Below are 26,222 nucleotides of genomic sequence, written 5' to 3'. Positions count from 1 at the left end.
ATCTTTACCCCACGAAGATAGGGCGGGGATTGTTCAAAGGCTGAAAACCGAGGGTTTACGCCTCTTTCTGCTCTCGTCTTTTCGTATTTTTTACGGTACAAAAAAAGATATATATGAAAATAGCGGTAGTAGGTACAGGCTATGTAGGTCTCGTTACCGGAACATGTTTTGCCGAAATCGGTGTCGATGTGGTGTGTGTAGACATCGATGCCGAGAAGATAGCCCGCATCGAGCGGGGCGATATTCCCATTTATGAACCTGGACTCGACGAGATGGTTCTCCGCAATATGAAGGCGGGGCGGTTGCGCTTTACCACCGATTTGTCGACTTGTCTCGACGGGGTAGAGATTCTCTTCAGTGCTGTGGGCACGCCGCCCGACGAAGACGGTTCGGCCGACTTGCACTATGTGCTTGACGTGGCCCACACCGTGGGTCGCTACATGAACGACTATCTGGTGGTGGTTACCAAGAGCACCGTGCCGGTGGGTACGGCCCGCAAGGTGAAGGCGGCCATCCAGAGCGAGCTCGACAAGCGGGGCGTGTCGATTGAGTTCGATGTGGCTTCGAACCCCGAGTTCCTCAAGGAGGGGAGTGCCATTGCCGACTTCATGCGCCCCGACCGTGTAGTCGTAGGCGTGGAGAGCAAACGGGCCGAAGCTTTGATGCAGAAGCTCTACAAGCCGTTTATGATTAACAAATACCGCATTATCATCACCGATATACCTTCGGCCGAGATGATTAAGTATGCTGCCAATGCCATGCTGGCAACCCGTATCAGCTTCATGAACGAAATTGCCTTGTTGTGCGATGAAGTGGGTGCCGATGTGGTTGCGGTGCGCAAAGGCATCGGTGCTGACGATCGCATAGGCAGCCGTTTCCTCTATGCCGGGTGTGGCTACGGGGGCTCGTGTTTCCCCAAGGATGTGAAGGCTCTCATCAGGACCGCCGAAGAGAATGGCTGCCACATGCAGATACTGGAGGCCGTGGAGCGGGTGAACGAGTCGCAGAAGGAGCTGCTCTACCATCGGTTGCACGACTACTTCGGGGGCGATCTGGCGGGCCGCAAGTTTGCCGTGTGGGGGCTCTCGTTCAAACCCGAGACCGACGACATGCGCGAGGCTCCGGCCCTGATTCTGATCGATAGGTTGTGTGCCGCCGGGGCCAGCGTGCGGGTGTACGACCCGGTAGCCATGCCCGAGTGCCGTCGTCGCATAGGCGACCGGGTAGAGTATGCCGAAAATATTTACGGGGCGGTAGCCGACGTCGACGCCTTGCTTATCGTTACCGAGTGGAAAGAGTTCCGCATGCCCGACTGGACCGCCGTGCTTCGTGCCATGAAGTCGCCCGTCATATTCGACGGTCGTAATATTTACGACCCGGCCGAGATGAAGGAGTTGGGTTTTGTCTATCGCAGCATAGGCCGCCCCTTGCATTGAGTTTTTTGTCGATAGCAGAAGTGTAAAAAAAAGGTAAGGCAGACATGCGTCCTATCCCGGGACGGATGTCTGCCTTTTTGGTAGTGAAAGGGGCTGGAGCGATATTCGTCCACTCGCAATGGCTGCTCCTCCTTTTACCGTTACGTTGTGGAGAACCTCTCTCCCGGGCGCCCTTTCTGTCTATAATAACATCGTTTGCCGATTTTGGTTCAAAGCCGATGCTTTTTTATAGAAAAAAAGAGACGAGGAGACTATCTGCTCACACCCTTTCGCCTCGAGAAGGTGTAGGGCACACGGTTCATATTTCCCGATAAAATTGTATATTTGCAGAAGTAATACCATATAAAAGAAACAAATAACAGAAAATAGGATTGGATTATGAAAAGATGGATTTTGGCCCTGTGCGGGCTATGTTTATTCGGGAGCAGTGCCCACGCGCAATTTTCGCTGGGCGATTTGTTAAATTCGTCGACGGTCAACAAAGTGGTAGGAGCACTGACCGACAAAGATGCTACACTCACGGTAGCCGATTTGGCCGGTACGTGGCGTTATTCGGCTCCGGCCTGCAAGTTTGAGAGCGACGATCTGTTGAAGTCGGCCGGAGGCGAGGTAGTAGCTTCGAGCCTGAAAGACAAACTGGCTACCTATTACGAGAAGGCCGGCATTACCTCGTCGCGCGTCTCCTTCTCGTTTGCCGATACGACTATGGTGATGAACTACGGCAGTGCCAAACTGAACGGCTATATCGTGAAGGATGAGCCGAGCGGCAAGTTTGTGGTGACCTTTACGCTGGTAGGCGGGCATATCCCGGTGATGGTAATGGATGCCGATATTACCAAGAGCGGCAATACGATGGAGATACTTTTCAATGTCGACAAACTGGTCGATGTGCTGGTTTCGATTGCCTCGAAGACACAGAGCTCTACACTGCAGACCATCAGTAACCTGTTGTCGGAATACGATGGCGTGTTGATGGGATTTGAACTGACAAAGCAGTAGCGCATCCGGCATATCGGTCGGCAGGAACCGTATCGATTTGACTCTGCGGTTTATCTATTTTAACAGCTCTGTGAAAAAAGAGAGGTTAAAAATAGGATTGTTGGAAACAAATTCTTATATTTGTTCTTACAATTTAAACTAAAAAACACGTAAAATGAAAAAATTAGTTTTAACCTTAGTGCTTGTGTTTGGCATGTTGACAGCCAATGCACAATTTTTTGTGGGTGGTCAATTTGGTTTGACTTACGACGGTGATACCGAAAACACGACATTCCGTATTGCCCCCGAGTTTGGCTATGCGTTTAACGATGCGTGGACCGTTGCCGGATCTATCGGCTATACACACATGGACAACTACAATTCGTTTTACATTGCTCCTTATGCCCGTTGGACCTTCTTCAACCAAGGTATCATAGGGCTGTTGGTCGATGGTGGATTTGGTATCTCTACCGGGAAACACAAAGGTTTCGATTCGGAGACTGGTTTTGAAATCGGTTTTAAACCGGGCTTGGCCTTCAACCTGACCGAGAACTTCTCGTTGGTAGCTCACTATGGCTTCCTGGGTTATCGCGACAAATACAACGGCAACAGCGTTTCGGGTCTGTCGCTGAGCGGCAACGACTTGAGTTTCAGTCTCTACTATAAATTCTGATATTCTATTTCGTGAATCATATGGAGTGCCCGGTTTGCGCCGGGCACTTTTTTTGTGTCTGCCGGTCTGGAAACTTCCCTCGGTCTCTGGGTTGCGGAGTAGTGGCCGGGGCAGGCCGAGCCGGTCTTGTTTGGATAGGAGTATCTCATTAGATTACGGATCTCTATCATCGAGGAATATAAAAAGAAGAGTGTGGTTCCCGATGGAGAGGAACCACACTCTTCTGTATGGTGTGCGACCGATTACGGTCCCGGTTATTTCTTGAGGGCGGCGATGCTCTCTTCGAGCGATTTTATCTTCTCTTCGGCGTCGGCTTTTTTCTTGCGTTCCAGAGCTACGACAGCCTCGGGGGCGTTTTGTACGAAACGCTCGTTGTTGAGTTTGCCCATGACGGTTTTGAGGAATCCTTGGGCGTGTTGCAACTCGCCTTCGAGTTTCTTCAGCTCGGCCTCTACGTCGATGTTGTTGCCCAGCGGTATGGCATACTCGGTGGCGTGTACGCGGAACGAAGCGGCGGCGGGGTCTTTCTCGTCGATGGCTTCGATGGCCTCGAGGTTGGTCATCTTGGTGAGTATGCAATCGTTGGCGTGATCGTGGGCTCCGATGATTTGCAGCGTGAGGGGCTCTTTGTTGGCGATACCCTTTTGCAGACGTATGGTGCGCACACCGGCCACAATCTGCTTGGTGGTTTCGAAGCGGTCGATGATGGTGTCGTCGACGGGGTGAGCTTCGGGCATGCGGGCATACATGATGCTCTCGCCCTCTTTACGCTCGTAGAGGTGTTGCCACAACTCTTCGGTAATGAAGGGCATGAAGGGGTGCAGCATGCGCAGCAGGGCATCGAAGTAGGTGAGTGTGGCGTCGTAGGTGGCGCGGTCGATAGGCTGCTGGTAGCCGGGCTTGATCATCTCGAGGTACCACGACGAGAACTCGTCCCAGAAGAGGCGGTATACAGCCATGAGGGCCTCGGAGAGGCGGTATTTGCCGAAGAGGTCTTTTACCTCGGCCAGCGTGCGGCTGAGCTGGGCGTCGAACCACTTGACGGCGATTTGTGCCGTTTGCGGCTGCTCCAGACTCTCGTCGACGTTCCATCCTTTCACCAGACGGAAGGCGTTCCAGATTTTGTTGTTGAAGTTACGGCCTTGCTCGCACAGAGCATCGTCGTAGAGAATATCGTTACCGGCAGGTGCGGCCAGCATGAGGCCCATGCGCACACCGTCGGCGCCGTAGGTCTTTATCAGTTCGAGGGCGTCGGGCGAGTTGCCGAGCGACTTCGACATCTTCCGGCCTATCTTGTCGCGCACGATACCCGTGAAGTATACGTTCTTGAACGGTTTTTCGCCGGTGTATTCGTAGCCGGCCATGATCATGCGGGCTACCCAGAAGAAGATGATGTCGGGGCCTGTCACCAGGTCGCTCGTGGGATAGTAGTAGTTTATCTCTTCGTTGCCGGGGTGGTTGATACCGTCGAAGAGCGAGATGGGCCACAGCCACGACGAGAACCAGGTGTCGAGGCAATCTTCGTCCTGACGCAGGTCGCTCAGTTGCAGCGAATCGTCGCCGCTCTTTTCGTGGGCCAGTTTCAAGGCCTCTTCGGGAGTCTCGGCTACGACAAATCCGCCCTGGGGCAGGTAGTAGGCCGGGATGCGGTGTCCCCACCACAACTGGCGCGAGATACACCAGTCTTTGATATTTTCCATCCAGTGGCGGTAGGTGTTCTTGAACTTGTCGGGGTGGAACTTGATGTCGTCGTTCATCACGGCTTTGAGGGCCGGCTCGGCGAGTTTGTCCATCTTGACGAACCACTGCATCGAGAGTTTCGGCTCGATGACTACGTTGGTACGCTCCGAGAAACCTACCTTGTTGTTATAGTCCTCGACCTTCTCGAGCAGCCCGGCAGCCTGCAGGTCTTTGGCAATCTGCTTGCGCACGTCGAAGCGGTCCATGCCGATATAGAGGCCGCCGGCCTCGCTGATGGTACCGTTGTCGTTGAAGATGTCGATGGTGGGGAGGTTGTATTTCTCGCCCAGCATATAGTCGTTTACGTCGTGAGCCGGAGTCACTTTCAGACAGCCGGTACCGAACTCGATGTCTACGTAGTCGTCCATGATGATGGGCACGGCCCGGTTGACCAGCGGCACGATTACCTTCTTGCCTTTGAGGTAGGTGTAGCGGGGGTCGTTGGGGTTTACGCACACGGCCGTATCGCCCAGAATGGTTTCGGGACGGGTGGTGGCCACGACAATATATTTGTCCTCACCCTCGATGTAGTAGCGCAGGTAGTAGAGTTTGCTGTGCTCCTCCTTGTAGATAACCTCTTCGTCGGAGAGGGCGGTGAGTGCCTTGGGGTCCCAGTTGACCATGCGCACGCCGCGGTAGATGAGCCCCTTGTTGTAGAGGTCGACAAATACCTTCAGCACGCTCTTGGAGCGAACCTCGTCCATGGTGAAGGCGGTGCGGTCCCAGTCGCACGAGGCTCCCAGCTTCTGCAGCTGCTTGAGGATGATGCCGCCGTGCTCCTCTTTCCACTCCCAGGCATATTTGAGGAACTCCTCGCGGGTGAGGTCGCTCTTCTTGATACCCTGGGCGGCGAGTTTGTTCACCACTTTGGCTTCGGTGGCAATCGAGGCGTGGTCGGTGCCGGGTACCCAGCAGGCGTTTTTGCCCTCCATGCGGGCCCGGCGTACGAGAATGTCTTGTATCGTGTTGTTCAACATGTGCCCCATGTGCAGAATACCGGTGACGTTGGGGGGCGGGATGACTACGGTGTAGGGTTCGCGACCATCGGGCTTCGACTTGAAGAGCCCGTTTTTCAACCAGTAAGCATACCATTTCTCCTCTACGTCGGCGGGATTGTACTTTGTGGCAAGTTCGTTCATAAAGCGATTCTTTCAGATTTTCTTATTATTGTGGTGAGGTACAGAGGTATCGGTCTCTTGTACCAATTGGGTGCAAAAGTATAAAATATTTTCCGAAAACGATACTTCTTTGGCGGCAAAGTGGCCCGTAACCTCTCTATCGGTCGAGATGGTTCACGGCCTCCTCCAGTTGCTCGAGTGCTTTTTGCAGTACGGCCCGCGGTGTACCCACGTTGAGCCGCATGTGGCCTTTGCCTTCGGGACCGAACATCTCGCCGTCGTTGAGGGCGAGCCGCGCCTTGTCGACGAAGAGGTCGATGAGGGCGTCGTGGTCGAGCCCCAGCCGGGTGCAGTCGAGCCAGACGATAAACGAGGCCTGCGGTCTGATGGCCTTGATCTGGGGGATATGCTGCTGGAGGAACTCCTCGACAAAGAGGATGTTCTGCTCGACATAGGCGAGCATCTGCTCGCGCCAGTCGCGGCAGTGGTTATAGGCGGCTTCGGTGGCGATGGTGGCCATGAAGGTGGGTTCGTTCAGCTCGTTGGCCGTGAGCCAGTCGAAGAACCGCTTGCGGATGGTCTCGTTGGGCACGATGGCATAGGAGCTCACCAGTCCGGCGATGTTGAAGGTCTTGGAGGGGGCGCCGAACGAGATGCTGTTCTGGGCGGCCGTCTCCGATACCGAGGCGAAGGGGTGATGCTTGGAGCCGAAGATGGGCATGTCGGCATGGATTTCGTCGGCAATGATGAGGATATGGTGGCGGGCACAGATGTCGGCCACACGTTGCAGCGTGGCGAGCGGCCACACCACACCGCCCGGGTTGTGGGGATTGCAGAGTATCAGTATCTTGCACTGCGGGTCGATAATCGACTCGAGGTGGTCGAAGTCCATCTCGTAGTGGGTGCCGTTCCACTTGAGGGGGTTGTGCACCACTTGCCGGCCGTTGCCCTCGGGCACGGCCATAAAGGGAGTATAGACGGGAGTCTGTATGATGATTTTGTCGCCGGGGTTGCTGAATACGTTCACGGCCAGGCCGATGCCTTTGACAATGCCGGGAATGTAGGTAATCCACTCGCGTTTCACCTCCCATCCGTGCAGGTATTTGAGCCAGTCGATAATCGACTGCCAGTAGCTGGCTGGAGCTTCGGCATAGCCGTAGACAGGGTGTTGCAGACGTCGCACGAGGGCTTCGGTAATCGGGGGAGCTACGGCGAAGTCCATGTCGGCAATCCACAGGGGAATGAGGTCTTCGCGACCGTATCGTTCGCCCAGCACATCGGTCTTCATTGCGCCGGTGTGGTGGCGGTCGATAATTGTGTCAAAATCGTACTGAATGGCCATGATCTATATTGTTTAGGTATTAGGTTTCGTCGAATGGACAGAGCGGGTCAGAATCCCAGCTCTACCTGGAACCGCAACTGCCAGCGGCTGTAATCCGAGGCGGTGAACTCGTCCTTGTAGTTGTAGGAGAGGTCGGCCTGTACTTTGAGCCGGTGGTCGATGAGGTATTTGGTTACGCCCAGGGTCGACTGGTTGTAACAGCGGTAATTGGTGTAGGGCTGTACCTCTTTGTCGGGCTTGATGGTCGAGTTGCGCAGAGCTATTTCCCAGTTGGAGGGGAACAGGTAGCTGGCCTGCACGTTGAGACCCATGCCGGTGAGGATATATTGCTCGACGGTTTCGCCCGATTTGATGAGGGGCGATGAGGTGCATGTGCGTCCCATGAAATCGGTATAGAAGGCAAAGCCTCGGTATTTGAAGATGAAATCGACGAAATAGGACGAGAGGTTGCGTGCCTGGTCGAAGCGGAGCAGGTCGCCGTTGGAACCTTGGGCTCGCAAGGCCCGGTCGTTGTAGCTGTATGCTCCGGCCAGGAGTATCTTGGGCGTCTGCTCGCGTTCATAGTCGCCCTCCATGGCATCGCCTTTGCCGGTAAAGCGGCCCAGGGGGAAGAACTCTATGCGGCCCGTATAGGCGAGTCCGCTGCCCTTGTTGTTGCCCCAGTTGCGCCCTTCGCCCGTAGTAATCGAGGCTTTGGCTGCCAAATCGAATGAGCCGAACAGGTGCTGGTTGTACTCGCCGAAGACACCGAAATCACGGTCGAGGTTGAACTCGGAGTTGACAATCGATCGGTCTACAAACTGCAAGGCACTCGATGAGTTGATTCGGGCCCGGTTGGCACGTATCTTGGTTTGTCCGAAACCGATGTTCCATGTCGCATTGGGCACATAGTAAATCATGGCGTCGCGCACGATGTTGCTGTTGCCGTTGGGCAGGGTTTTCGTGTCGTATGGCGAGAATCCCAGTTGTACGAGATAAGTGAGCTTGGGAGTATAGATATATCCGTCGAATCGCAGACGCAACCGTTTCACGCGCGCGTCGAGTTCCTGAGCTTCGAATTTTTCGTTGAAATCGACGTCGACCATGTTTTGCATTCGTATCCGCATGGTGAGCTTGTAGCTTTTGTTTTTGGGCTGGAACGAGATACCGTTGCCGACCTCGATGTCGGGCATGTGCATGCGTATCAGTCTCAGCTCGTCGGAGTAGTCGGTATCGGGGAGAGTGATATTGAGCGAGTCGTTTTTGAAAGCCGGAGTTTTGGCGGCCGCCGACCACGAAAGAAGCATGAAAACCAATACCGATAAAAAGAATTTTCGATGAGTCATAATGTTTTGAATTTTTTTCATGAGTAAATTTTCATGCAGCAAAAATGAGGTCTAATTTTGAATTTAAATTGAAATGTTACAAAATTTTGTTCGGGATAGAGTGGCGCATAAATTCACCCCGATTCCTGTTGTGGGGTCTCTCGGGGAGTTCGTTTTGTGCAAGACTCTATACTCCTTTGTCTCCTGTCTTTTATTCGGGTCAAAAATACAACCAAAGCGGCAATATTCCAAAGTTGCGGGGCTAATTTTGCGGGATGGAAGAAAGAAAAAAGCCTGCTTCGCTTCGACGATGCAGGCTTTTTGAAGCGTTGGCGGAAGGAGGGGGATTCGAACCCCCGGTACCCATTCGAGTACGTCAGTTTAGCAAACTGGTGGTTTCAGCCACTCACCCATCCTTCCAGAGATGGTGCCGTTGTTGAACGGCGTTTTTCCAAACGCAGCGCAAAGATAAGGCGAATATTTGAATCTGCAAATTTTTTTGGCCTATTTTATTTCGCGAATATTCCGTATTTTTGTCGCTCCTATATAAATGAATCACGTAGTAGTATCGATTGTTTATGGCAAATGTAAAGAAAACGAGAGGGATAAGGATATGGATCGTGTCGCTGACAGCCGTAGCGGCCGTGATTGTGTGTGCCGTCTTGTGGCTGGGTAAGAGTTATGGCTACGACGCGGTGGTGCACACGCGGGCCATGGTGTATGTGCGCGGGTCGTGGAGTGCGGCCCAACTCGACAGTGCCCTGTATGCCGCCTTGGGCGACGACCGGGCGGTGGCTCGGGTGGGGCGTATGCTTTCGCTGTGCGGCTTCGATGCGGCTGAGCGCGAAGGGGCCTATGCCGTAGAGCCCGGCATGAGTGCCTGGCGGGTGGCTCTGAAGCTGTCGCGGGGCAGTCAGACACCGGTGCGGGTGACCTTCAACAATGTGCGTACCCTCGACCAGCTGACCGGGAAGATTGCCGACCAGCTCTGTTTCTCGAAAGAGGAGCTGTCGGCTCTGTTGCAAAGCGACAGCGTGTGTGCCGAGCTGGGCTTCACGCAGGCTACGCTGCCGGCCCTCTTCCTGCCCGATACCTATGAGTTTTACTGGACCGTCTCTCCCGAAGATTTCTTGAAGAAGATGGCGCGGGAGTATGGCCGCTACTGGGACGGCGAGCGCGAGAAACAGGCCGAGGCCTGGGGCTTGACTCCCGTCGAGGTGGCTACGCTGGCCTCGATTGTCGAGGAAGAGACCAACAAACCCGACGAGATGGGTACGGTGACCGGTCTCTATATGAACCGTCTGCACAAGAATATGCCGTTGCAGGCCGACCCCACGGTGAAGTTTGCCTGCGGCGACTTTGCCTTGCGGCGTATCCTCAAGAAGCATCTGGCTATTGAGTCGCCCTACAATACCTATCGGGTGACGGGGCTGCCGCCGGGTCCCATACGCATCGCCTCGAAGCAGGCTATCGACGCCGTGCTGAACCACCGGCCCAACGACTATCTGTATATGTGTGCCCGGGAGGATTTTTCGGGGTATCACAATTTTGCCACGACGCTGGCCGAGCACCAGCGCAACGCCGTGCGCTATCAGCGCGAGTTGAACCGGCGGGGCATACGCTGACCGCCGGGTTGCTTCTGGGTACGTATGGATTGAAATCGGCAAGGATTTAAAATAGCAAAGCCTCGTCTCACGACGGGGCTTTACTACTTGAAATATATCAAAAACAAGAAAGAGGATAATGTTTATACAGGATAAACAAAGGATAATATAATACCAATGAAACACACAAAAAACAAGAATATTATCGTATAAATCAAACTCTTTTGAATCGGGCTCCCGGCCTGTCTCCGGCGGGGCGACGCTTCGCTTCCCGAGTGGGAGGGGCTCTGTGGGGGCCGTTTTCGATAATAAAACAACGCTGGGGGGAGAAAGGTTTCGGCGGTTGTCGATTTTAACGTGCGTTAACTATCGGCAATCTGTTCGGTATGAGGTACGATGGCTGTTTCGGGCTCATCGTCTATCCAGATAGCCAGGGTGAGCCAGAACAATAGCAGGACAATGGCCAGGGCTACGCCGATGGCCATCCAGATTTTTTGTCGTTTTTGTCGTTTGTTTTCCATACGTCGATGTTACTTCGATTGTTTTGGTAGAGTAACATCGTCGAGGAAATAAAGTTCGGACCCTTAGAAGGGTAATTTTTCGTCTTTCCCGGGATTCAGAAAGTCGGTGTTCCCCGGCAGGGGTGCGCTACCGGGCAGCGGGTCGCCGGGCAGACCGCCTGCCATCTGTCCGACAGGTGCGGCGTTGAATTTCGAGGTGACCGGCGCGCTGAGGTCGGAGAGGCGGGTATCCTCGTCGTAGTTCTGGAAGCGGGCCAGGTAGGAGACGAACTTGAGGTTGACGATGTCGGTGGCACCGTTACGGTGCTTGGCGATGATGAACTCGGCCAAACCCTCGATGTTGTTGCCGTTGCCGTCTTCCTTGGAGCGGGTGTAGTATTCGGGACGGTGGATGAAGCAGACCATATCGGCATCTTGCTCGATGGCTCCCGACTCACGCAGGTCGGAGAGCTGCGGCCGCTTGGCCTCCTTGCTGTCCTTGTCGTTGCCACGCGACTCGACGCTACGGTTCAGCTGCGACAGGGCGATGATGGGTATCTGCAACTCCTTGGCCAACTGCTTGAGCGACCGCGATATGGTGCTCACCTCCTGCTCACGGCTGCCGAACGACATGCCGCTGGCGTTCATCAGCTGCAGGTAGTCGATGATGATGATTTTGATGCCGTGCTCGCGTACCAGCCGGCGGGCTTTGGTCCGCAACTCGAATACCGACAGACTGGGTGTCTCGTCGATGTAGATGGGGGCATTTTGCAGAATCTCGATGCGCGACATGAGGCGCTCCCACTCGAAGGGGCTCAACTGTCCGCTCTTGATTTTGTCGCCCGGAATATCGCAGGTGTTGATGATGAGACGGTTCACCAGCTGGATGTTCGACATCTCGAGCGAGAAGATAGCCACCGGGGTGTTGTAGTTGACCGCCATGTTTTTGGCCATGGAGAGGACGAAAGCGGTCTTACCCATGGCAGGTCGGGCGGCGATGATAATCAGGTCGGAGTTCTGCCAGCCCGAAGTGATTTTGTCGATGTCGTGGAACCCGGTCTGCAGGCCGCTCAAACCGTCGGTACGGTTGGCTGCCACCTGTATCTGTTTGATGGCTTCGCTCACGACGGGGGCAATTTGCACCACATCCTTTTTCAGGTTGCGTTGCGAAATCTCGAAGAGTTTTCCCTCGGCCTCTTGCATGAGGTCGTCGACGTCGTTGGTTTCGTCGAATGCCTTGTTCAGGATTTCGCTCGAAAACTCGATCAGCTCGCGGGCCAGGTATTTCTGGGCCACGATGCGGGCGTGATACTCGATGTGTGCCGCCGAGGCCACCCGGCCGGTCAGCTCCGAGATGCGCAGGGCACCGCCTACCTCGTCGAGTTTGCCGTCGAGACGCAATTGCTCGGTGACGGTGAGCATGTCGATAGGGCGTTGCTGGGCACCCAGTTTGGCAATGGCGCTGTAAATGGTCTGGTTGTTGGGGTCGTAGAAGCACTCGGGTTTCAGGATGTCGCACACGGTGGTGTAGGCATCCTTCTCGAGCATGAGGGCTCCCAACACGGCCTCTTCGAGCTCGGTGTCCTGGGGTTGTATCTTGCCCTGTTCCGAGACTTTCGGGGCATAGGTTTTCTTCTGACGGGGAGTATAGTTTCTTCGAGTTTCCATATATCGCTTTCTTTCGAGATGCAAAGGTATATAATCTTTGTGTGCCGAGGTACAGGGCGAGCCAAATCTTATGAAGAAGTTTTCAACAAGAGGGAGTGACAGGCTTGGGCCTGAAGGGGACGATTCGTCTCGCATTCAGGCCCAAGTAGGTATATCGGCAGTGAAATAGTGAGGTTGCAGGTCTCGGCCTTTAGGGCAGGGCGGGGGCTACGTCGGGGAAGCTCTCCATCCGGTCGGCACAGTAGGCTTTGAACGCCTCCCAGTCGTAGTAGGGGGCGTGGCCCGAAGCGATGGGCAACTTCACCTCCTGCTCGTTGAAGAGCACCTTGACCAGCACCCGGCCGGCCGGGTTGCGGTAGAGAATCCACTGGATGTTGGTGGCCATGGGGTTGTATTTGAAATCCTGCCAGCAGTCGGCCACCTTCTCGGGGTCAGACTCGGCCACGGCGGCATTCTCGATGCCGAGCAGAGCCAGCAGCGGGATGGTGTTTTCGCCGTGGGCAAATCGCAGGTTGGCCTCGATGCCGTTGCCGTCGACAGCCGCCTGCGAGGTAGCCAGCATGTCGGCCAGCAGCGGCTTGGCTATGGCCACGGGCAGTCCTTGGCCGTCGGGGTAGTTGGCTTTGCGCAGGTATTGCGAGAGGTTGTTCACGCTCCACAAGTCGTACTTCTCATCCTCGGTAAACCAGGGGAAGAGGTCGATGTCGTAGTCGGTATTGGGCAGAATCATGGCCAGGGCATAGAGGTGCGTCATAAAGGTGACGGGGTTGGGAATCAGCTCTTCCCACCCTTTTTTGAAGGTCTGTTCGATGAGCCGGGTGGGGGTGTGCCGCGTTTGATACTCCTTGAGTACCGATTTCCACGACCCTTTGGCCAGATATTGCTTGTAGTCCTTGCTGTTGAAAGGGCGCAAGGTGTTGTCGTAGCCGTTGCTGGGGTCCATGGAGAAATCGGCCTCCGGGGTGTAGCCTCGCATCTCGGCCACGAAGGCCGCCATGCTGGCCATGGAGCGGGGTACGGTAGTCGATTGGGCGATGAGGTTCACACGGCCGTCTTGCGGGGTAAATGCCGGGCGGAAGCGGTTGTACATGCGGCGGGCCATATCACGGTGTTGTTGGGCCCCGAGGGGAGTGAGGTCGCCCCAGCGGTGATTCATGCGGTGGTATATCGAGTCTATTTGACTTTTCAGCAGTTTCCCCTGCGAGGTGAGCATGCTGAGCGAGTCGGCCCGGTTCAAGGTTTTATAAAGGTTGGGCACCAGTGTTTTCGAGTCGTGTGTGCGGGAACCGTGCCGGGCTATGTGGTCGACATGGAAGGGGACGAACCCTTCGGGAGCCGGCGTGTCGGTGGTGTCGTTGCAGTAGTAGGGGGTACCCGTACTGCTGAAAAACTGCGGGTTGCGATGCAGGAAATCGCGGGTCGAGGTTTGCCCGTATGCGAATGACGATAGGGCGAGCAGGAGAGCGCCTGCCGTGAGAATTCTTTTGTTCATCTAAGCACTTTTTGAGTTATGCGGGTAAATTTAGAATAAATTCTGCAGATACTAAAATTTTTATTCATTTTTAGAATGTGGAAACGGTTCCATTTCCTTTTCGGTTTCAGGCCAAAATGTATTTTTTTGTCTCTTTTCCTGAGAAAAACTTCAGTTTGATTGTCTTGTAAGAGTATTTTTTGCTTCTTTGCATTTATAGCTGCATTGGTGACTTTAATCCATGTCCCGTAAAAATCCGATATACGAAGAAGCTATAAAAGTGGGAAATAGTTATATTAAAAATTTATAGTTTATGACAAGGAAAAAGATTGAAATCGGGGATATTTTTGAAGTCCCTACGGCAATAGGAAATGCATATATCCAATACATGGCCGAAGTGAATCAAGTGACATTGATACGCTTGCTTCCGGGGGTATATCATGAACCCGTCGATTTGGAAAAATTAGTCCAGCAGAAAGAACGATATATCTGTTTCGTTCCGTTGGGAATAGCTTTACGAAGAAAATACATTCGCAAAGTCGGTTTTTCCGAAGTCAAAAAGTTCAAAGTCCCTAAATATTTCAGAGGAGTAGAAAAAGTTTGCGGAGAGTTCAAAGGGTGGGTAATTACCAATATTCAAAATAATGAATGGAGATTAGTAAAAAAACTGACAAAAAAGCAAAAAGAATATCCGCCCAGCGGAATCTGGGGTATAGAATTTTTAATAGCCCGTATTGAAAAAAACTGGAACCCGGAAACTTGGGGAGACGAGGGTGTATAAATATATATGTTTACAGGCGATTAACTTTAATGAAGTAATCGCCTTTCATTTCTTTGAGAATATTTTGTTTTTTTATAAATATTCCCTTTCTTTGAGAAAAGAAACACCTCAACTTGCGTACCATGAAATTCTATCGAAATACCCTGCTGATATTTTATGCTTTCATTGCACAATCAATACCGTTTGAAGACGATAAGTAGTCCTGCCTTCAAATATAAATGATATAATTATTATGGGCTTATTAAAAAATAGAATAATTAAAATGGGATGCGATTTTTGGATCGATACCGAAGAAGATGCTCCCTCGGTCGTAACCCGTATGACCGGTGTACAACCCTCGTGGGCCACAACAAAAGGCGAAATATTCAGAACAAGACCCCACAATGCAATACCCGGTAAGGTAATACCCGGAAAGTTCTTTAAACAAAACCTGTGGGAATTATCCGGTACTGCCTATTTTGAAAAAGACGACCATCTGATACCTTTCAAATCGATCGATATGCTCGAAATGATCGAGAAACAGAAAAGTTCTTTCCAAAAGATTTTTAGGAACTACAAATACAAATGCCTCCTTCATTTCTGCTATACCAACCGGCATAAACTTCAATTCCGCATTCCGCCTGAACTGTGGAAGCGTATCGCTCCGTACGGATTGTTGGTCGACTTCGACCTGTACCTGCTCAGTAAAAGCAAGAAAAATAACATTAACCGAATCAAGACCGGAACCGAGATGGGCTGCACGCTCTATATCGAGACCGGGAAGAATGACCCGGTTATCGTTACCGAGATGACCGGAGTATCTCCCACCCGTATCAAACGGAAAGGATACCCCGACATACCCTACACCGAGCTCGGCACTCACCCGGTCTTCGATGAGAAAAATGTCTGGTTTTACGATACGTTCGACAACCGAAAAGCATCGAAATACTTCGATCTGGTATATCAATCCACCGAAATATTGGACTTGGTAGAGAGCCGTTTAGAGTCGTTCCGAAAAGTTTTCCGCCGTTTCAAAAACAGCGGATTGATACTCCATTGCAGTATGGGACATTATAACTTCCAGTTCAGAATACGGCCCGACATGTGGCAAAGAATCGCCAAGCTGAATATCCCGGTAGATTTTTATCTATACTACATAAGTACACCTTATTTCGACGACTGAACCATTGGACTCATGGGAACACAGAAGATTGAAATCGGGGATATACAAATGCCTCCTTCATTTCTTTTTTAGAAGAAGGTTGTCCATGTGGGGGAGAATGGTTAATTTCGCCGAGAAACTCGAAAAACAGACAAAACCATGATACGGTTTCCCAATGCAAAAATCAACCTGGGGCTGCGCATCGTTTCGCGTCGCCCCGACGGGTATCACAATCTCGAAACGGTGTTTTATCCCATACAGTTGCAAGATGCGCTGGAGCTGGTGCCGACGTCCGACCCGGCTACGAGCCTCACGCTGTCGGGGATAGTCATCGACGGCGACAGCCGCGACAACCTGGTGATGAAGGCGTGGCGGCGGTTGAGCGAGCGATTCGACCTGCCACCGGTGTCGATACACCTGCACAAGGCGATACCCTTCGGGGCCGGACTGGGCGGTGGGTCGGCCGATGCTGCCTTTCTGCTGGCGATGGCGTGCGACTATTTCCACCTGCCGCTGAGCGACGAGGAGCTCGACCGCGAGGCGGCCGCTTTGGGAGCCGACTGTCCTTTCTTCCTGCACAACAAGCCGTTGCTGGCCAAGGGGATAGGCGACGAGTTCGAACCGGTAGCTCTCTCGCTGAAAGGGTACCGTCTGGTACTGGTGAAGCCGGCCGTGGCGGTGCCTACGGTGGTGGCCTATTCGCTGGTGACTCCTGCCGAGCCCGATGAACCGGTGAGCGTGACCATTGCGCGGCCGGTGGCCGAGTGGCGCGACCGGCTGGTCAACGATTTCGAGAAGAGTGTCTTTGCCCGCTTCCCCGAGGTGGGGGCTATCAAGGAGAGCCTCTACGAGGCCGGTGCGGTCTACGCCTCGATGTCGGGGTCGGGGTCGTCGGTCTTCGGACTGTTCGACCGGGAGGTCGACCTGGCCGATTGCTATCGCAACTGCTTCGTATGGAGCGGTATGTGCGAGGTGTAGAGCCTTGATGGGAGAGGAGAACAAGTCTATGATGGATGTAGTGATTGAAACGATAAATGCGTTGTATCCGCTCTCGCCCGAGACGGTGCAGGCCTTGAAGGAGAGCGTGACCGAGTGCCGCTTCCCCCGGCGGTATCAGTTGGTGCGGGCCGGCATCTACTGCAAGTATGCCTACTTTATCGAGCAGGGCATGACGCGCTCGTTCTGGCTGGTCAACGGCGAGGAGATAACCACCTCGTTTTCGTGCGAGGGGGGCATCGTTTTCAGCATGGACGAACTCTATTACGACAAGGTGAGCGAGGAGTATGTCGAGACCCTCGAGGAGGTGGTGGCCTATCGCATTGCGCTATCGCGGCTGCGCGAACTGTTTGAGACCAATCTCGAGCTGGCCAACTGGGGGCGCATCATTCACCAGAACGAATACCGGCGGTTGCACCGTTCGCACAAGGAGCGACTCACCCTCTCGGCCCGCGAGCGGTACGAGGCGTTTCAGCAACAGTTTCCGCAGGTGTGCCAACGGGCCCAACTGGGTTACATCGCCTCGTATCTGGGCATCACGCTCTCGACACTCAGCCGGTTGCGCCGGGCCAAAAAATAGTGGGGGAGTCCCGGCCGTTTTTGATGTAGGTCAAATTTCAAGTGCGGCAACTGCTGTAATTTTGCAGTCGTAGCACGCTGCTACGAAAAACAGAAATTCATCCAGTAGAAAAATTCATCATCATGCAAAACATCTCTTCTGCCGCCTTCTCCGATACCAAACCCCATTACGAACTGCTCGACGGGTTGCGGGGCGTGGCGGCCCTCCTGGTCGTGTGGTACCACGTGTTCGAAGGCTATGCCTTTGCCGGGGGAACCCTTATCGAAGGTATCAATCACGGATACCTGGCTGTCGACTTCTTTTTTATCCTGTCGGGATTCGTCATCGGGTATGCCTACGACGACCGTTGGGGCCGGAGCCTGACGCTGAAAAACTTTTTCAAACGCCGGCTTATCCGCCTGCACCCCATGGTGGTGATGGGGGCGGTGCTGGGAACCATCACCTTTTGCCTGCAGGGGCGGGTGCAGTGGGACGGTACCCATGTGGCCACCTCGATGGTGATGCTGGCCCTGCTGTGCGCCATGTTTTTCATCCCGGCCGTCCCCGGTGCCGGTTACGAGGTGCGGGGCAATGGCGAGATGTTCCCGTTGAACGGCCCCAGCTGGTCGCTCTTCTTCGAATATATCGGTAACCTGCTCTATGCGCTGGTGCTTCACCGGCTCTCGACCCGGGTCCTGACCGGCGTCGTGGTGGTGCTGGGGCTGGCGTTGGCCGGCTTTGCCACCTTCGACGTGTCGGGTTACGGCAACATCGGGGTAGGGTGGACGCTCGACACGGTCAACTTCGTGGGCGGTCTGTTGCGCATGCTCTTCCCCTTCTCGATGGGGCTGCTGCTCTCGCGTCGCTTCAAACCGGTGCGGGTGCGGGGTGCCTTTTGGATTTGCTCACTCGTCTTGCTGGTGCTGTTTCATGTGCCCTATCTGCCCGGGACCGAAAGCTTCAGCCTGAACGGACTGTTCGAGACCGTTTGCATCGTCGCCGTATTCCCGGTATTGATTGTTCTGGGGGCTTCGGGGGCTACTACCGATGCCTTTTCGACCCGGGTGTGCAAGTTTCTGGGCGACATCTCCTATCCGCTCTATATTACCCACTACGCCTTCATGTATCTGTTTTATGCCTGGCTTATCGAGAAGGGTTACTTCACCTTTGGCGAAACTTGGCAGGTGGCCCTGTGCGTGTATGTGTGGAATGTGGCGGTGGCCTACCTTTGCCTGAAACTCTATGACGAACCGGTGCGTCGTTGGTTGAGTCGGAAATTTTTGAAGAAAGGCAAATAATTGCTATTTTTGAACCCGGAAGAGGGGAGCGGTCTCGTGCTGGTGCCGTCTTGACCAATGGAAAACAACAGAAACCAAAAAATATGATGAAGTGTAGCAAAGTATTGACCGCATGGGCTGTCGCGATGTTGGCCTGCGGTAGTGTGTGGGCTCAGGAGGCCGAATTCGATTTGTCGAGTCAGCGTTCCGAGTCGCAAGATGTGTTGGCCGTTCCGGGCAAGAAGCTCGATCACGGCGGTATTGTGGTGAACCCTACGCCGCAGCAGATGACCCTCGACCGGGCGCATGTGCTGGATTTGTCGAAGGGGGTGAACCTCAAGGACCGTCAGGGCCGTTTCTCGGCCGATGTGCCGTTCCTGACCCAGAACAAGAAGGGGGTGAAACTCATCGTCGACTATGGCGAGAAACAGGCCGAACGCAAAGGTGTGAAAGCCATATCGGGAGCCTACTGGCTGTGTGTGAATCAGAAGGGTATCGATATTGTGGGTTACGACGAACGGGGTGCCTTCTACGGCTTGCAGACGTTGCGGCAGTTGCTCGAGAGTCCGGCGGCAGCCGACGGCCGTTTGCCCTATGTCGAGGTTAACGATTACCCCGATTTGAAATATCGTGGTGTGGTCGAGGGCTTCTACGGCACTCCCTGGTTGCACGAGGTGCGTATGTCGCTCATCGACTTCTACGGCAAGTTCAAGATGAACAGCTACCTCTACGGTCCCAAAGACGACCCCTATCACAGCTGCCCCAACTGGCGGTTGCCCTATCCCGAGAAGGAGGCCGAGCAGATTAAGGAGCTCATCGAGGCCTGCCGCCGCAACCGGGTCGATTTCGTGTGGGCCATTCACCCGGGGCAGGATATTAAATGGAACGAAGAGGATTATCAGAATCTGGTGAATAAGTTTAACTGGATGTACGACCTGGGCGTGCGTGCCTTTGCCCTCTTCTTCGACGACATATCGGGCGAGGGTACCAACCCCGTGAAACAGACCGAACTGCTCAACCGCCTGACGGCCGACTTTGTCAAGGCCAAGGGCGACGTGGCTTACCTCACGGTTTGTCCTACCGACTACTCCAAGCTGTGGGCCAACCCCACACCGCAGGGACCTCTGGCCATTTATGGCAACACGCTCGACCCCTCGGTCGAGGTATTCTGGACCGGCGACGTGGTGTGCAGCGACCTCACGCCCGAGACGATGGAGTGGGTCAACAGCCGCATCAAACGGCCGGCTTACTTTTGGTGGAACTATCCCGTGAACGACTATGTGCGTCACGTCATTCTGCAAGGCCCGGTTTACGGGCTCGATACCACCCTGACCTCCAACGACCTCTGCGGTATCGCCAGCAACCCCATGGAGCATGGCGAGGCTTCGAAGCTGGCCCTTTACGGCGTGGCCGATTATACCTGGAACGTGGCCGACTACAACCCCATCGACAACTGGGAGCGGGGTTTGGGCGAACTGATGCCCGAGGCTCGCGAGGCATACCGTACTTTTGCCATTCACTCGTGCGATACCGAGAACGGCTATCGCCGCGACGAGTCGTGGGAGACCCGTACCTTCCGCCTGGCCGATTGGGACGACGCTGCGGCCGATGCCCTCTGGCAGGAGTTCGACCGGGTAGAGAAAGCCCCCGCTACCATAGAGCGCAACTGTGCCAACCGGGGCCTGGTCAAAGAGTTGACCCCCTGGCTCGTCGAGTTTGAAAAGCTGGGTGCGCGCGGTAAACGGACCATCGAGCTGGCCCGCCTCTATCGCACGGATGGCGACCATGCCGCCTTCTGGAACCTCTATGTGCAAAACCTCATGAGCCGCGACGACCGCGCCGCCTACGAGGCTCACAAGAGCGGAACCATGAAACTGCAACCCTTCTACGAAAATGCCATGGACGATATGGCTCACGGTTTCCTGGCCCGCGTGTGGGGCGAGACGCCCATCTATTACAAGGGCATCGGTACCTTCAGCACAATCAAGACTCCGCAGGCGAAACTGATGCTGGACCACGACACGGCAACCTATTACACGTCGGGTATCGCTCAGAAGGCCGGCGACTGGATGGGCCTCGACTTGGGCAAGGTTGAGCCGGTGACCGAGGTTTCTATTCGTCAGGGACGCAACTCGGTCGACGATGTCGACTACTTCGACCACGCCGTGGTAGAATATTCGGCCGACGGAAAGACGTGGACGCCCCTTACCGGCGAGTTGAAGCAGCAGTATGTCATCGACTGGCAGGGCGAGCCGGTACAGGCCCGATACATTCGTTTGAAACGGCTCGAGTCGGCCCGCACCAACTATGCCTCGATACGTTCGTTCGAGGTGAATCCGCCTCGTCTCGAGCGGTTGGGCTTTGACCTGAAGGCCGACGACATGCAGCAGGCTCTCTACCTGTTCGACGGCCAGCTGGGCACGAGTTATCGCAACGAGGGTACCATCACCTTCGGGGTGAAACCCGGTGTGGAGGCTTATGCTCTGTTGATGAACAGCCGGAAGGATGGCAAGCCGCTGGCCGTAACGGTGAAGCAGTTGGCCGCCGACGGTTCTACACTGGCCGAGGTGACGGCAACCGAACCCTTCTGCAAGGTTGCTTTGCAGCCCGGTGTTTCGTCCATACAGCTCACGGGCGATGCCGAGATATTCGAAATCGTACCGACCCGGAAATAGGCCGACGACACGCTGTCGCAGATATACGAGGGGCGGCCCGGTGGGGCTGCCCCTTGGTGTTTTATCGGGCACGAGCGTGAGGCTGACAGTCGGGTAGGCCGGGCGTGACAAAAATACAGTCGCTATCGGTTTGGCAGTGTTTTTGATACTATATAAATGCTTGTTGAAGATAATTCTTCGAGGAGGCAGAATATGAATCGTAAAAAAAGAAAAACTAAAAATATGGCTGAAGAGAAAGACCGCGAAAAATCGCAAGTAATTGAGGACGAGGTTCCTGAAAAGAACAAAGAGGAGGCTTGTGAGCAACAGCCCCAGGATGCGGAGAAGGGCGAAACCGAAGCCGCTGCCGAAGAGGGCGAGGTAGATGAGGCTGCCAAATTGTCAGCCGAGCTGGACACGTTGAAAGCGACCATCGAAAAGATGCAGAAAGATTATCTGCTGTTGATGGCCGAGTTTGATAATTTCCGTAAACGGACCTTGCGCGAGAAAGCCGATTTGATTAAGAATGGCGGCGAGAACTGCATGAAGGCTATCCTGCCCGTAATCGACGACTTCGAACGTGGATTGGCCGCTGTGGAAAACAGTAACGATCTGGAAGCCGTGAAAGAGGGTATGAATTTGATATACAACAAATTCAAAACCTATCTCGAACAAAACGGCGTGAAAGAGATTCCCACTCAAGGTGCCGATTTCGATACCGAGTATCACGAGGCCGTGACTACATTCCCGGCTCCCGACCCTGCCCAGAAAGGCAAGGTAATCGATACCGTGCAGAAAGGCTATACGCTTAACGACAAGGTAATTCGTTTTGCCAAGGTAGTAGTGGGTGAATAACGATTTGGAGGGATAGAGAGCAATGGAAAAAAGAGATTATTATGAAGTGCTGGGAGTCGCCAAAAGTGCGACGCCCGAAGAGATAAAGAAGGCATATCGTAAGAAAGCTATTCAATATCACCCCGACAAGAACCCCGGTAACAAGGAGGCCGAAGAGAAATTCAAGGAGGCCGCCGAAGCCTACGAGGTGTTGAGCGATCCCGACAAGCGGGCTCGTTACGACCAGTTCGGGCATCAGGGTGTGGGCGGTGCTGCCGGTGGTGGATTCAGTGGCGGCGGTATGTCCATGGAGGATATATTCTCGCACTTCGGCGATATATTCGGCGGAGGTTTCGGCGGATTCGAAGGCTTTGGCGGCGGCAGCAGTTCACGTGGCGGCCGTCGGCATGTGAACAAAGGGTCGGACCTGCGTGTGAAGGTAAAACTCACCCTCAAGGAGATTGCCACCGGTGTCGAGAAGAAAATCAAGGTGCCCAAATATGTAAGCTGTACCTACTGTAAGGGAACGGGTGCCGAGAACGGAACCGCCTACACCACGTGTACGAAATGTAACGGTTCGGGTGTAGTGACTCGGGTTCAGCAGACATTCCTCGGGGCCATGCAGTCGACGACGACCTGTCCCGATTGCGGTGGCGAGGGACGCATCATCACCAAGAAGTGCCCCCACTGTGCCGGCGAAGGCATCGTGCGCGAGGAGGAGGTCATCACCCTCAACATCCCCGCCGGTGTTTCCGAAGGCATGCAGCTCTCGATGGCCGGCAAGGGTAACGCTGCCCGTCATGGCGGTGTGAACGGCGACCTGCTTATCCTCATTGAAGAGGAGCCGCACCCCGATTTGGTTCGTGACGAGAACGACCTGATATACAACCTGCTGCTCGACCTGCCTACGGCTGTGCTGGGTGGTTCGGTCGATGTACCTACGCTCGACGGCAAAGCCCGTATCAAGGTAGAGCCGGGTACGCAACCGGGCAAGATATTCCGCTTGCGGGGCAAAGGTCTGCCCTCGGTCAACCGTTACGGCGTGGGCGATTTGATAGTGAACGTATCGGTCTACATCCCTGAGAACCTGAATGCGGCCGAGAAGAAACAATTCGAAGAGATGAAAAACTCGTCCAACATGCAACCTACGCTCACGACCAAGCAGCGTATATTCAGCAAGTTGCGCCACATGTTTGAATAATACACATAGGATATGATAAACGAACCGCGCGATACGTCGTCGAGATGTGCCGCGCGGTTTTTTTTGTGCCATGGAGAGACTTGTCTATGCAGGGCGATGGCTATTCAAAGTCGCTTTGCTGTTGTTCCACCTCTTTCAGTTTCAGTCGGTTGAGCTCTTGTTGCAACTCTTCGATGCGCCTTTCGCAGTCGGTCGGGGTTGATTGTCGGGCCTGACGGGTATCGCCCGACTGGTTTTGTAGCTGTTTCAGCTCCTCGCTGTCGGCAATTATCGGGAGAGCGGGGCGGTGGGAGACAAGGGTCAGTTCAGCCGATACGGGGGTATGTTTGCCCGACCACACGACCGAAGCCCGCACTTTGATTTCGCCCGGCGTCGTCGTAGCTCTTACCAGTACGGGAGCCGTACCCCACAAGACCGGTCGGGGATTGGTGAAGGTCTCTTCGTTGGCTACCAGTTCGCCGGGGCCCTCGATTTCGAATTTTATCTCGTAGTTGTTCAACCGCTTGATGTTGCCGTTGTCATCGGCTACGGCGGCTACCACGGTCAGCAGGTCCGAGCCGTCGGCCGTCAGCTCTACCCGTTCGTCATCGGCCCAGAGCAGCAGACGTGAGGGGCGGCGGCTTGGCATTACCTTGTGGGTGGCTACCACTTTGCCGTCCATCACTCCTTCGGCCAGCAGATACGAGTCGGCATGTTTTCCGTTTCGCGCCAGCTCCTTGTCCTGCATCACGTCGAATGCCCCTTTGAATGTAATCACGGGCGAGGGCATCCCCTCGTGATTCTGGGGTTTGTGGTAAATCCGGGTCTTGCCGTTGCCGCCATAGGTGAGCCGCACCTCGTCGCAGTTGCTGTAGACCGTTACATCTTCGGGCGAGAAGGGTGTCATGGCATTGGCAATATAGACCATGGGACCCGTCTCGGCCGGCAGGTCGGGGTTGATTTTGGCCGGGCGCTGGGCACAGAACATGTAGTACGACAGTTTGGGTTGTCTGAAGGCATCCATGATGCCCCCGTAGAAGGGGTCGGGATGGTAGCCCCGCTGGTGGTCGAACGAGTGCCACAGGCAGCCCCCCACATGTTGTCGGGGATTGCGGTAGAGCACGTCGTAGCAGGTATACTGATAGTCGGTTTTGGCATAGCCTTGAGCCTGTTTGAGCATGGGAGCCTCGCCCCAGGCCCGGTTGACCCGGCTGGGCGAGTTGTGCGAATTCCAGTCGTCGACGTTGTCGCCCCATTCGCGTGTGAAATAGCTGATTTTGGGGTCCAGCGTATCGGTGTTGAAGGCCCCGCCCTTGCCGTTCAGCGGGTGAGTGAAGTGTACGGGGAAATATTGATGGCCGAGAGCCGTCACGTCGCATCCGGCATAACAGTAGGGATAGGGATACTCTTCGTGCAGGATGTTCACGACATTCAGGGCAAAGTCGTCGGGGTACCAGGTTTCGTTGAGGATAGGTTCCCACAGCCATACCGACGGGTGGTTGCGGTCACGCCGCACCATGTTGCGGATGTCGCTGTACACGCGTTGTGCGAAGACCGGCTCCTGATTCCAGAATTGCCATCCCGGTGTGTTGACAATCACGAAGAGACCCAGCTCGTCGCAGGCATCCATAAAGGCGGGGGTCTTGCGGATAGTGGGCGTTGCGGATGACCCGCAGGCCGGCATCGCGCAGCTTTTTGGCGTCGCGCCAGTGCAGGCTGTTGGAGAGGGCGTTGCCGATGACGGCAAAATCCTGGTGGCGGTTGGCGCCGATTAAGGGTTCGGGGTAGGGCTTGCCGTTCAGCCAGAAGCCATCCTCTCCCTTGAACTCGATACTGCGGATACCTATGCGGCGATAGTAGCCGTCGACAGTCTTGCCGTTGGTATCCTGTACATACACGTGCAGTTTGTAGAGGTGGGGCGAGTCGGGCGACCACAGGCGGGGCTGCAGAACTTGACTTTGGCCCGATACCCGGTGGGCTTTTCCTGCGGCCAACGACAGCGTTTTCTCGAGGTCGAAGATGAGTTTGCCGTCGCGGTCATACAGCTGCCATACGACCCTCCCGCGGAATATCCGGTTCGACGCGTTGCGTATGTGCGTATCGATATGGACCACGGCCGATTGCTCCGATACCCGATCGTACGAGACAAACAGTCCGCCCGAAGCCTTCTCGTCTTCGTAGTTGGGGTCGGTGATGAATACGGGGTTGTGCACGACGAGCCAGCAATCGCGGTAGATGCCGCCGAAGTAGGCAAAGTCGAGCATCGCCTGCTCTTTGCCGGGAGGATAGGCGGGGGCGTCGCTATTGTCGGCCCACACGGCAATCACGTTGTCTTGACCATATTTCAGATAAGGTGTAATATCGACGATGACCGGCAGGTATCCGCCGTAGTGACTTTGCAGCAGCACGCCGTTGAGCCACACTTTCGATTTGCCCATGATAGCCTCGAAGTGGAGAAACTGCCGTCTCCCTCTCCAGGCCTCGTCGGGAGTAAAGTGCTTGCGATACCACACCTCGCCCTGATAGTTGATGCAGCCGCTGGCCTCGGTAGGCAGATATTCATTCCATCGGGGAGCGAGACCAGTCGCCAGGAGCGGTCGTCGAAGTCGTTGCGTTCGGCACCTTCGACCGGCCCTTTGTAAAATCGCCAGGCCGGGTTCATGCTGTAGACCTCGCGTCCCGTTTCGGGCAGCGCAAAGAACCCGGCCGTAGAGAACAGCGGTTGGTAGCTTTCGTTACTCCAGGAGGGTAGAATCGAGAAGAGTGCGGCGGCACAAAGCAGCAGAAGTGCAGGGCGTTTTACATGGTGTTTCATGGTCGTGACAAATGAACGGGAGAGCCAGAATACTCGGCGGAGGGTCGGAACATGCCGGCCTTCCCGGTTGAAAATCCAAAAATACACAGAAAGATTGTGACATGAAACGGTTGGGCTGTTATTCTCGGGTAAGGAACAAATTTTTTGCCTG

At 54.6% G+C, this 26,222-nt stretch carries 18 protein-coding genes, 1 tRNA gene and 1 pseudogene; 12 read left to right on the top strand and 8 right to left on the bottom strand.

Translation table 11 applies throughout. The features are described 5' to 3' along the window. The first annotated feature begins 113 nt into the window (after nt 1-113). The 3 genes from B5F38_RS07135 to B5F38_RS07125 all read left to right on the top strand — a co-directional run bounded on the left by B5F38_RS07135 (nt 114) and on the right by B5F38_RS07125 (nt 3,087). Nucleotides 114-1,436: a UDP-glucose/GDP-mannose dehydrogenase family protein gene (locus tag B5F38_RS07135; RefSeq protein WP_087408597.1), complete on the top strand. Its 1,323-nt coding sequence runs from the start codon at nt 114-116 to the stop codon at nt 1,434-1,436. Nucleotides 1,437-1,814: 378 nt separating this feature from the next. Beyond that, on the top strand, nt 1,815-2,435 hold the full coding sequence (locus B5F38_RS07130) for a DUF4923 family protein (RefSeq protein WP_087408596.1): 621 nt from the start codon (nt 1,815-1,817) through the stop codon (nt 2,433-2,435). A 154-nt stretch (nt 2,436-2,589) separates the two neighbouring features. After that, the gene (locus tag B5F38_RS07125; protein ID WP_087408595.1) at nt 2,590-3,087 is read left to right on the top strand and encodes an outer membrane beta-barrel protein; all 498 of its coding nucleotides are present in this window, start codon (nt 2,590-2,592) and stop codon (nt 3,085-3,087) included. 254 nt (nt 3,088-3,341) lie between these two features. On the opposite strand, the gene B5F38_RS07120 is transcribed toward B5F38_RS07125, so the two are convergent. From B5F38_RS07120 to B5F38_RS07100, 4 genes are all read right to left on the bottom strand, one after another. Continuing rightward, the gene (locus B5F38_RS07120) at nt 3,342-5,966 is read right to left on the bottom strand and encodes a valine--tRNA ligase (protein ID WP_087408594.1); all 2,625 of its coding nucleotides are present in this window, start codon (nt 5,964-5,966) and stop codon (nt 3,342-3,344) included. Between the two features lie 136 nt (nt 5,967-6,102). Further along, entirely contained in the window at nt 6,103-7,287 is a 1,185-nt protein-coding gene (locus B5F38_RS07115) for a PatB family C-S lyase (protein WP_087408593.1), read from the bottom strand. Nucleotides 7,288-7,334: 47 nt separating this feature from the next. Beyond that, on the bottom strand, nt 7,335-8,612 hold the full coding sequence (locus B5F38_RS07110; RefSeq protein WP_087408663.1) for a porin: 1,278 nt from the start codon (nt 8,610-8,612) through the stop codon (nt 7,335-7,337). A 309-nt stretch (nt 8,613-8,921) separates the two neighbouring features. Next, nucleotides 8,922-9,011, bottom strand: a tRNA-Ser gene (locus tag B5F38_RS07100). Nucleotides 9,012-9,169: 158 nt separating this feature from the next. Between B5F38_RS07100 and mltG the strand changes: the two genes are divergently transcribed. Next, a complete protein-coding gene (gene mltG, locus B5F38_RS07095) occupies nt 9,170-10,216 on the top strand; it encodes an endolytic transglycosylase MltG (RefSeq protein WP_087408591.1) in 1,047 nt (348 codons plus the stop codon). A gap of 341 nt (nt 10,217-10,557) precedes the next feature. Here mltG and B5F38_RS14400 read toward each other — a convergent pair whose 3' ends face one another. The 3 genes from B5F38_RS14400 to B5F38_RS07085 form a co-directional block, all read right to left on the bottom strand. Further along, nucleotides 10,558-10,716 carry a hypothetical protein gene (locus B5F38_RS14400; protein ID WP_164470576.1) on the bottom strand — a complete coding sequence of 53 codons (159 nt, stop codon included), beginning with the start codon at nt 10,714-10,716 and terminating at the stop codon, nt 10,558-10,560. 63 nt (nt 10,717-10,779) lie between these two features. Further along, nucleotides 10,780-12,363: a replicative DNA helicase gene (gene dnaB, locus B5F38_RS07090; protein WP_087408590.1), complete on the bottom strand. Its 1,584-nt coding sequence runs from the start codon at nt 12,361-12,363 to the stop codon at nt 10,780-10,782. Nucleotides 12,364-12,553: 190 nt separating this feature from the next. Then, a complete protein-coding gene (locus tag B5F38_RS07085) occupies nt 12,554-13,855 on the bottom strand; it encodes a histidine phosphatase family protein (RefSeq protein ID WP_087408589.1) in 1,302 nt (433 codons plus the stop codon). A gap of 292 nt (nt 13,856-14,147) precedes the next feature. Between B5F38_RS07085 and B5F38_RS07080 the strand changes: the two genes are divergently transcribed. The 8 genes from B5F38_RS07080 to dnaJ all read left to right on the top strand — a co-directional run bounded on the left by B5F38_RS07080 (nt 14,148) and on the right by dnaJ (nt 23,277). Then, nucleotides 14,148-14,615: a hypothetical protein gene (locus B5F38_RS07080; RefSeq protein WP_087408588.1), complete on the top strand. Its 468-nt coding sequence runs from the start codon at nt 14,148-14,150 to the stop codon at nt 14,613-14,615. A 262-nt stretch (nt 14,616-14,877) separates the two neighbouring features. After that, nucleotides 14,878-15,777 (top strand): DUF4279 domain-containing protein, encoded by a 900-nt coding sequence (locus B5F38_RS07075; RefSeq protein WP_158096854.1) that lies wholly within the window; start codon nt 14,878-14,880, stop codon nt 15,775-15,777. A gap of 138 nt (nt 15,778-15,915) precedes the next feature. Next, on the top strand, nt 15,916-16,734 hold the full coding sequence (gene ispE / locus B5F38_RS07070) for a 4-(cytidine 5'-diphospho)-2-C-methyl-D-erythritol kinase (protein ID WP_087408586.1): 819 nt from the start codon (nt 15,916-15,918) through the stop codon (nt 16,732-16,734). Between the two features lie 31 nt (nt 16,735-16,765). Then, complete coding sequence (locus B5F38_RS07065; RefSeq protein ID WP_206422484.1) at nt 16,766-17,332, top strand: Crp/Fnr family transcriptional regulator; 567 nt, start codon at nt 16,766-16,768, stop codon at nt 17,330-17,332. A 122-nt stretch (nt 17,333-17,454) separates the two neighbouring features. After that, a complete protein-coding gene (locus tag B5F38_RS07060; RefSeq protein WP_087408584.1) occupies nt 17,455-18,609 on the top strand; it encodes an acyltransferase in 1,155 nt (384 codons plus the stop codon). An 83-nt stretch (nt 18,610-18,692) separates the two neighbouring features. Then, a complete protein-coding gene (locus B5F38_RS07055) occupies nt 18,693-21,263 on the top strand; it encodes a beta-N-acetylglucosaminidase domain-containing protein (RefSeq protein ID WP_087408583.1) in 2,571 nt (856 codons plus the stop codon). Between the two features lie 222 nt (nt 21,264-21,485). Further along, nucleotides 21,486-22,097, top strand: a complete 612-nt coding sequence (locus tag B5F38_RS07050; protein WP_087408582.1) for a nucleotide exchange factor GrpE — start codon at nt 21,486-21,488, stop codon at nt 22,095-22,097. A 22-nt stretch (nt 22,098-22,119) separates the two neighbouring features. Beyond that, nucleotides 22,120-23,277: a molecular chaperone DnaJ gene (gene dnaJ, locus B5F38_RS07045; RefSeq protein WP_087408581.1), complete on the top strand. Its 1,158-nt coding sequence runs from the start codon at nt 22,120-22,122 to the stop codon at nt 23,275-23,277. A 100-nt stretch (nt 23,278-23,377) separates the two neighbouring features. Here dnaJ and B5F38_RS07040 read toward each other — a convergent pair. Next, nucleotides 23,378-26,071, bottom strand: a pseudogene (locus B5F38_RS07040) (glycoside hydrolase family 2 TIM barrel-domain containing protein). Nucleotides 26,072-26,222 lie beyond the last annotated feature (151 nt).

It is taken from the genome of Barnesiella sp. An22 (genome assembly GCF_002159975.1).
Classification (GTDB): domain Bacteria; phylum Bacteroidota; class Bacteroidia; order Bacteroidales; family Barnesiellaceae; genus Barnesiella; species Barnesiella merdigallinarum.
Note: the sequence above shows the minus strand (reverse complement) of the source record. Positions and strands in the feature narration are given on the sequence as shown.

Excerpts from the sequence above, each read along its gene's own strand:
- B5F38_RS07135 (WP_087408597.1), top strand. The coding sequence starts at position 114 with ATGAAAATAGCGGTAGTAGGTACAGGCTATGTAGGTCTCGTTACCGGA.
- B5F38_RS07130 (WP_087408596.1), top strand. The coding sequence starts at position 1,815 with ATGAAAAGATGGATTTTGGCCCTGTGCGGGCTATGTTTATTCGGGAGC.
- B5F38_RS07125 (WP_087408595.1), top strand. The coding sequence starts at position 2,590 with ATGAAAAAATTAGTTTTAACCTTAGTGCTTGTGTTTGGCATGTTGACA.
- B5F38_RS07120 (WP_087408594.1), bottom strand. The coding sequence starts at position 5,966 with ATGAACGAACTTGCCACAAAGTACAATCCCGCCGACGTAGAGGAGAAA.
- B5F38_RS07115 (WP_087408593.1), bottom strand. The coding sequence starts at position 7,287 with ATGGCCATTCAGTACGATTTTGACACAATTATCGACCGCCACCACACC.
- B5F38_RS07110 (WP_087408663.1), bottom strand. The coding sequence starts at position 8,612 with ATGACTCATCGAAAATTCTTTTTATCGGTATTGGTTTTCATGCTTCTT.
- mltG (WP_087408591.1), top strand. The coding sequence starts at position 9,170 with ATGGCAAATGTAAAGAAAACGAGAGGGATAAGGATATGGATCGTGTCG.
- B5F38_RS14400 (WP_164470576.1), bottom strand. The coding sequence starts at position 10,716 with ATGGAAAACAAACGACAAAAACGACAAAAAATCTGGATGGCCATCGGC.
- dnaB (WP_087408590.1), bottom strand. The coding sequence starts at position 12,363 with ATGGAAACTCGAAGAAACTATACTCCCCGTCAGAAGAAAACCTATGCC.
- B5F38_RS07085 (WP_087408589.1), bottom strand. The coding sequence starts at position 13,855 with ATGAACAAAAGAATTCTCACGGCAGGCGCTCTCCTGCTCGCCCTATCG.
- B5F38_RS07080 (WP_087408588.1), top strand. The coding sequence starts at position 14,148 with ATGACAAGGAAAAAGATTGAAATCGGGGATATTTTTGAAGTCCCTACG.
- B5F38_RS07075 (WP_158096854.1), top strand. The coding sequence starts at position 14,878 with ATGGGATGCGATTTTTGGATCGATACCGAAGAAGATGCTCCCTCGGTC.
- ispE (WP_087408586.1), top strand. The coding sequence starts at position 15,916 with ATGATACGGTTTCCCAATGCAAAAATCAACCTGGGGCTGCGCATCGTT.
- B5F38_RS07065 (WP_206422484.1), top strand. The coding sequence starts at position 16,766 with ATGGATGTAGTGATTGAAACGATAAATGCGTTGTATCCGCTCTCGCCC.
- B5F38_RS07060 (WP_087408584.1), top strand. The coding sequence starts at position 17,455 with ATGCAAAACATCTCTTCTGCCGCCTTCTCCGATACCAAACCCCATTAC.
- B5F38_RS07055 (WP_087408583.1), top strand. The coding sequence starts at position 18,693 with ATGATGAAGTGTAGCAAAGTATTGACCGCATGGGCTGTCGCGATGTTG.
- B5F38_RS07050 (WP_087408582.1), top strand. The coding sequence starts at position 21,486 with ATGGCTGAAGAGAAAGACCGCGAAAAATCGCAAGTAATTGAGGACGAG.
- dnaJ (WP_087408581.1), top strand. The coding sequence starts at position 22,120 with ATGGAAAAAAGAGATTATTATGAAGTGCTGGGAGTCGCCAAAAGTGCG.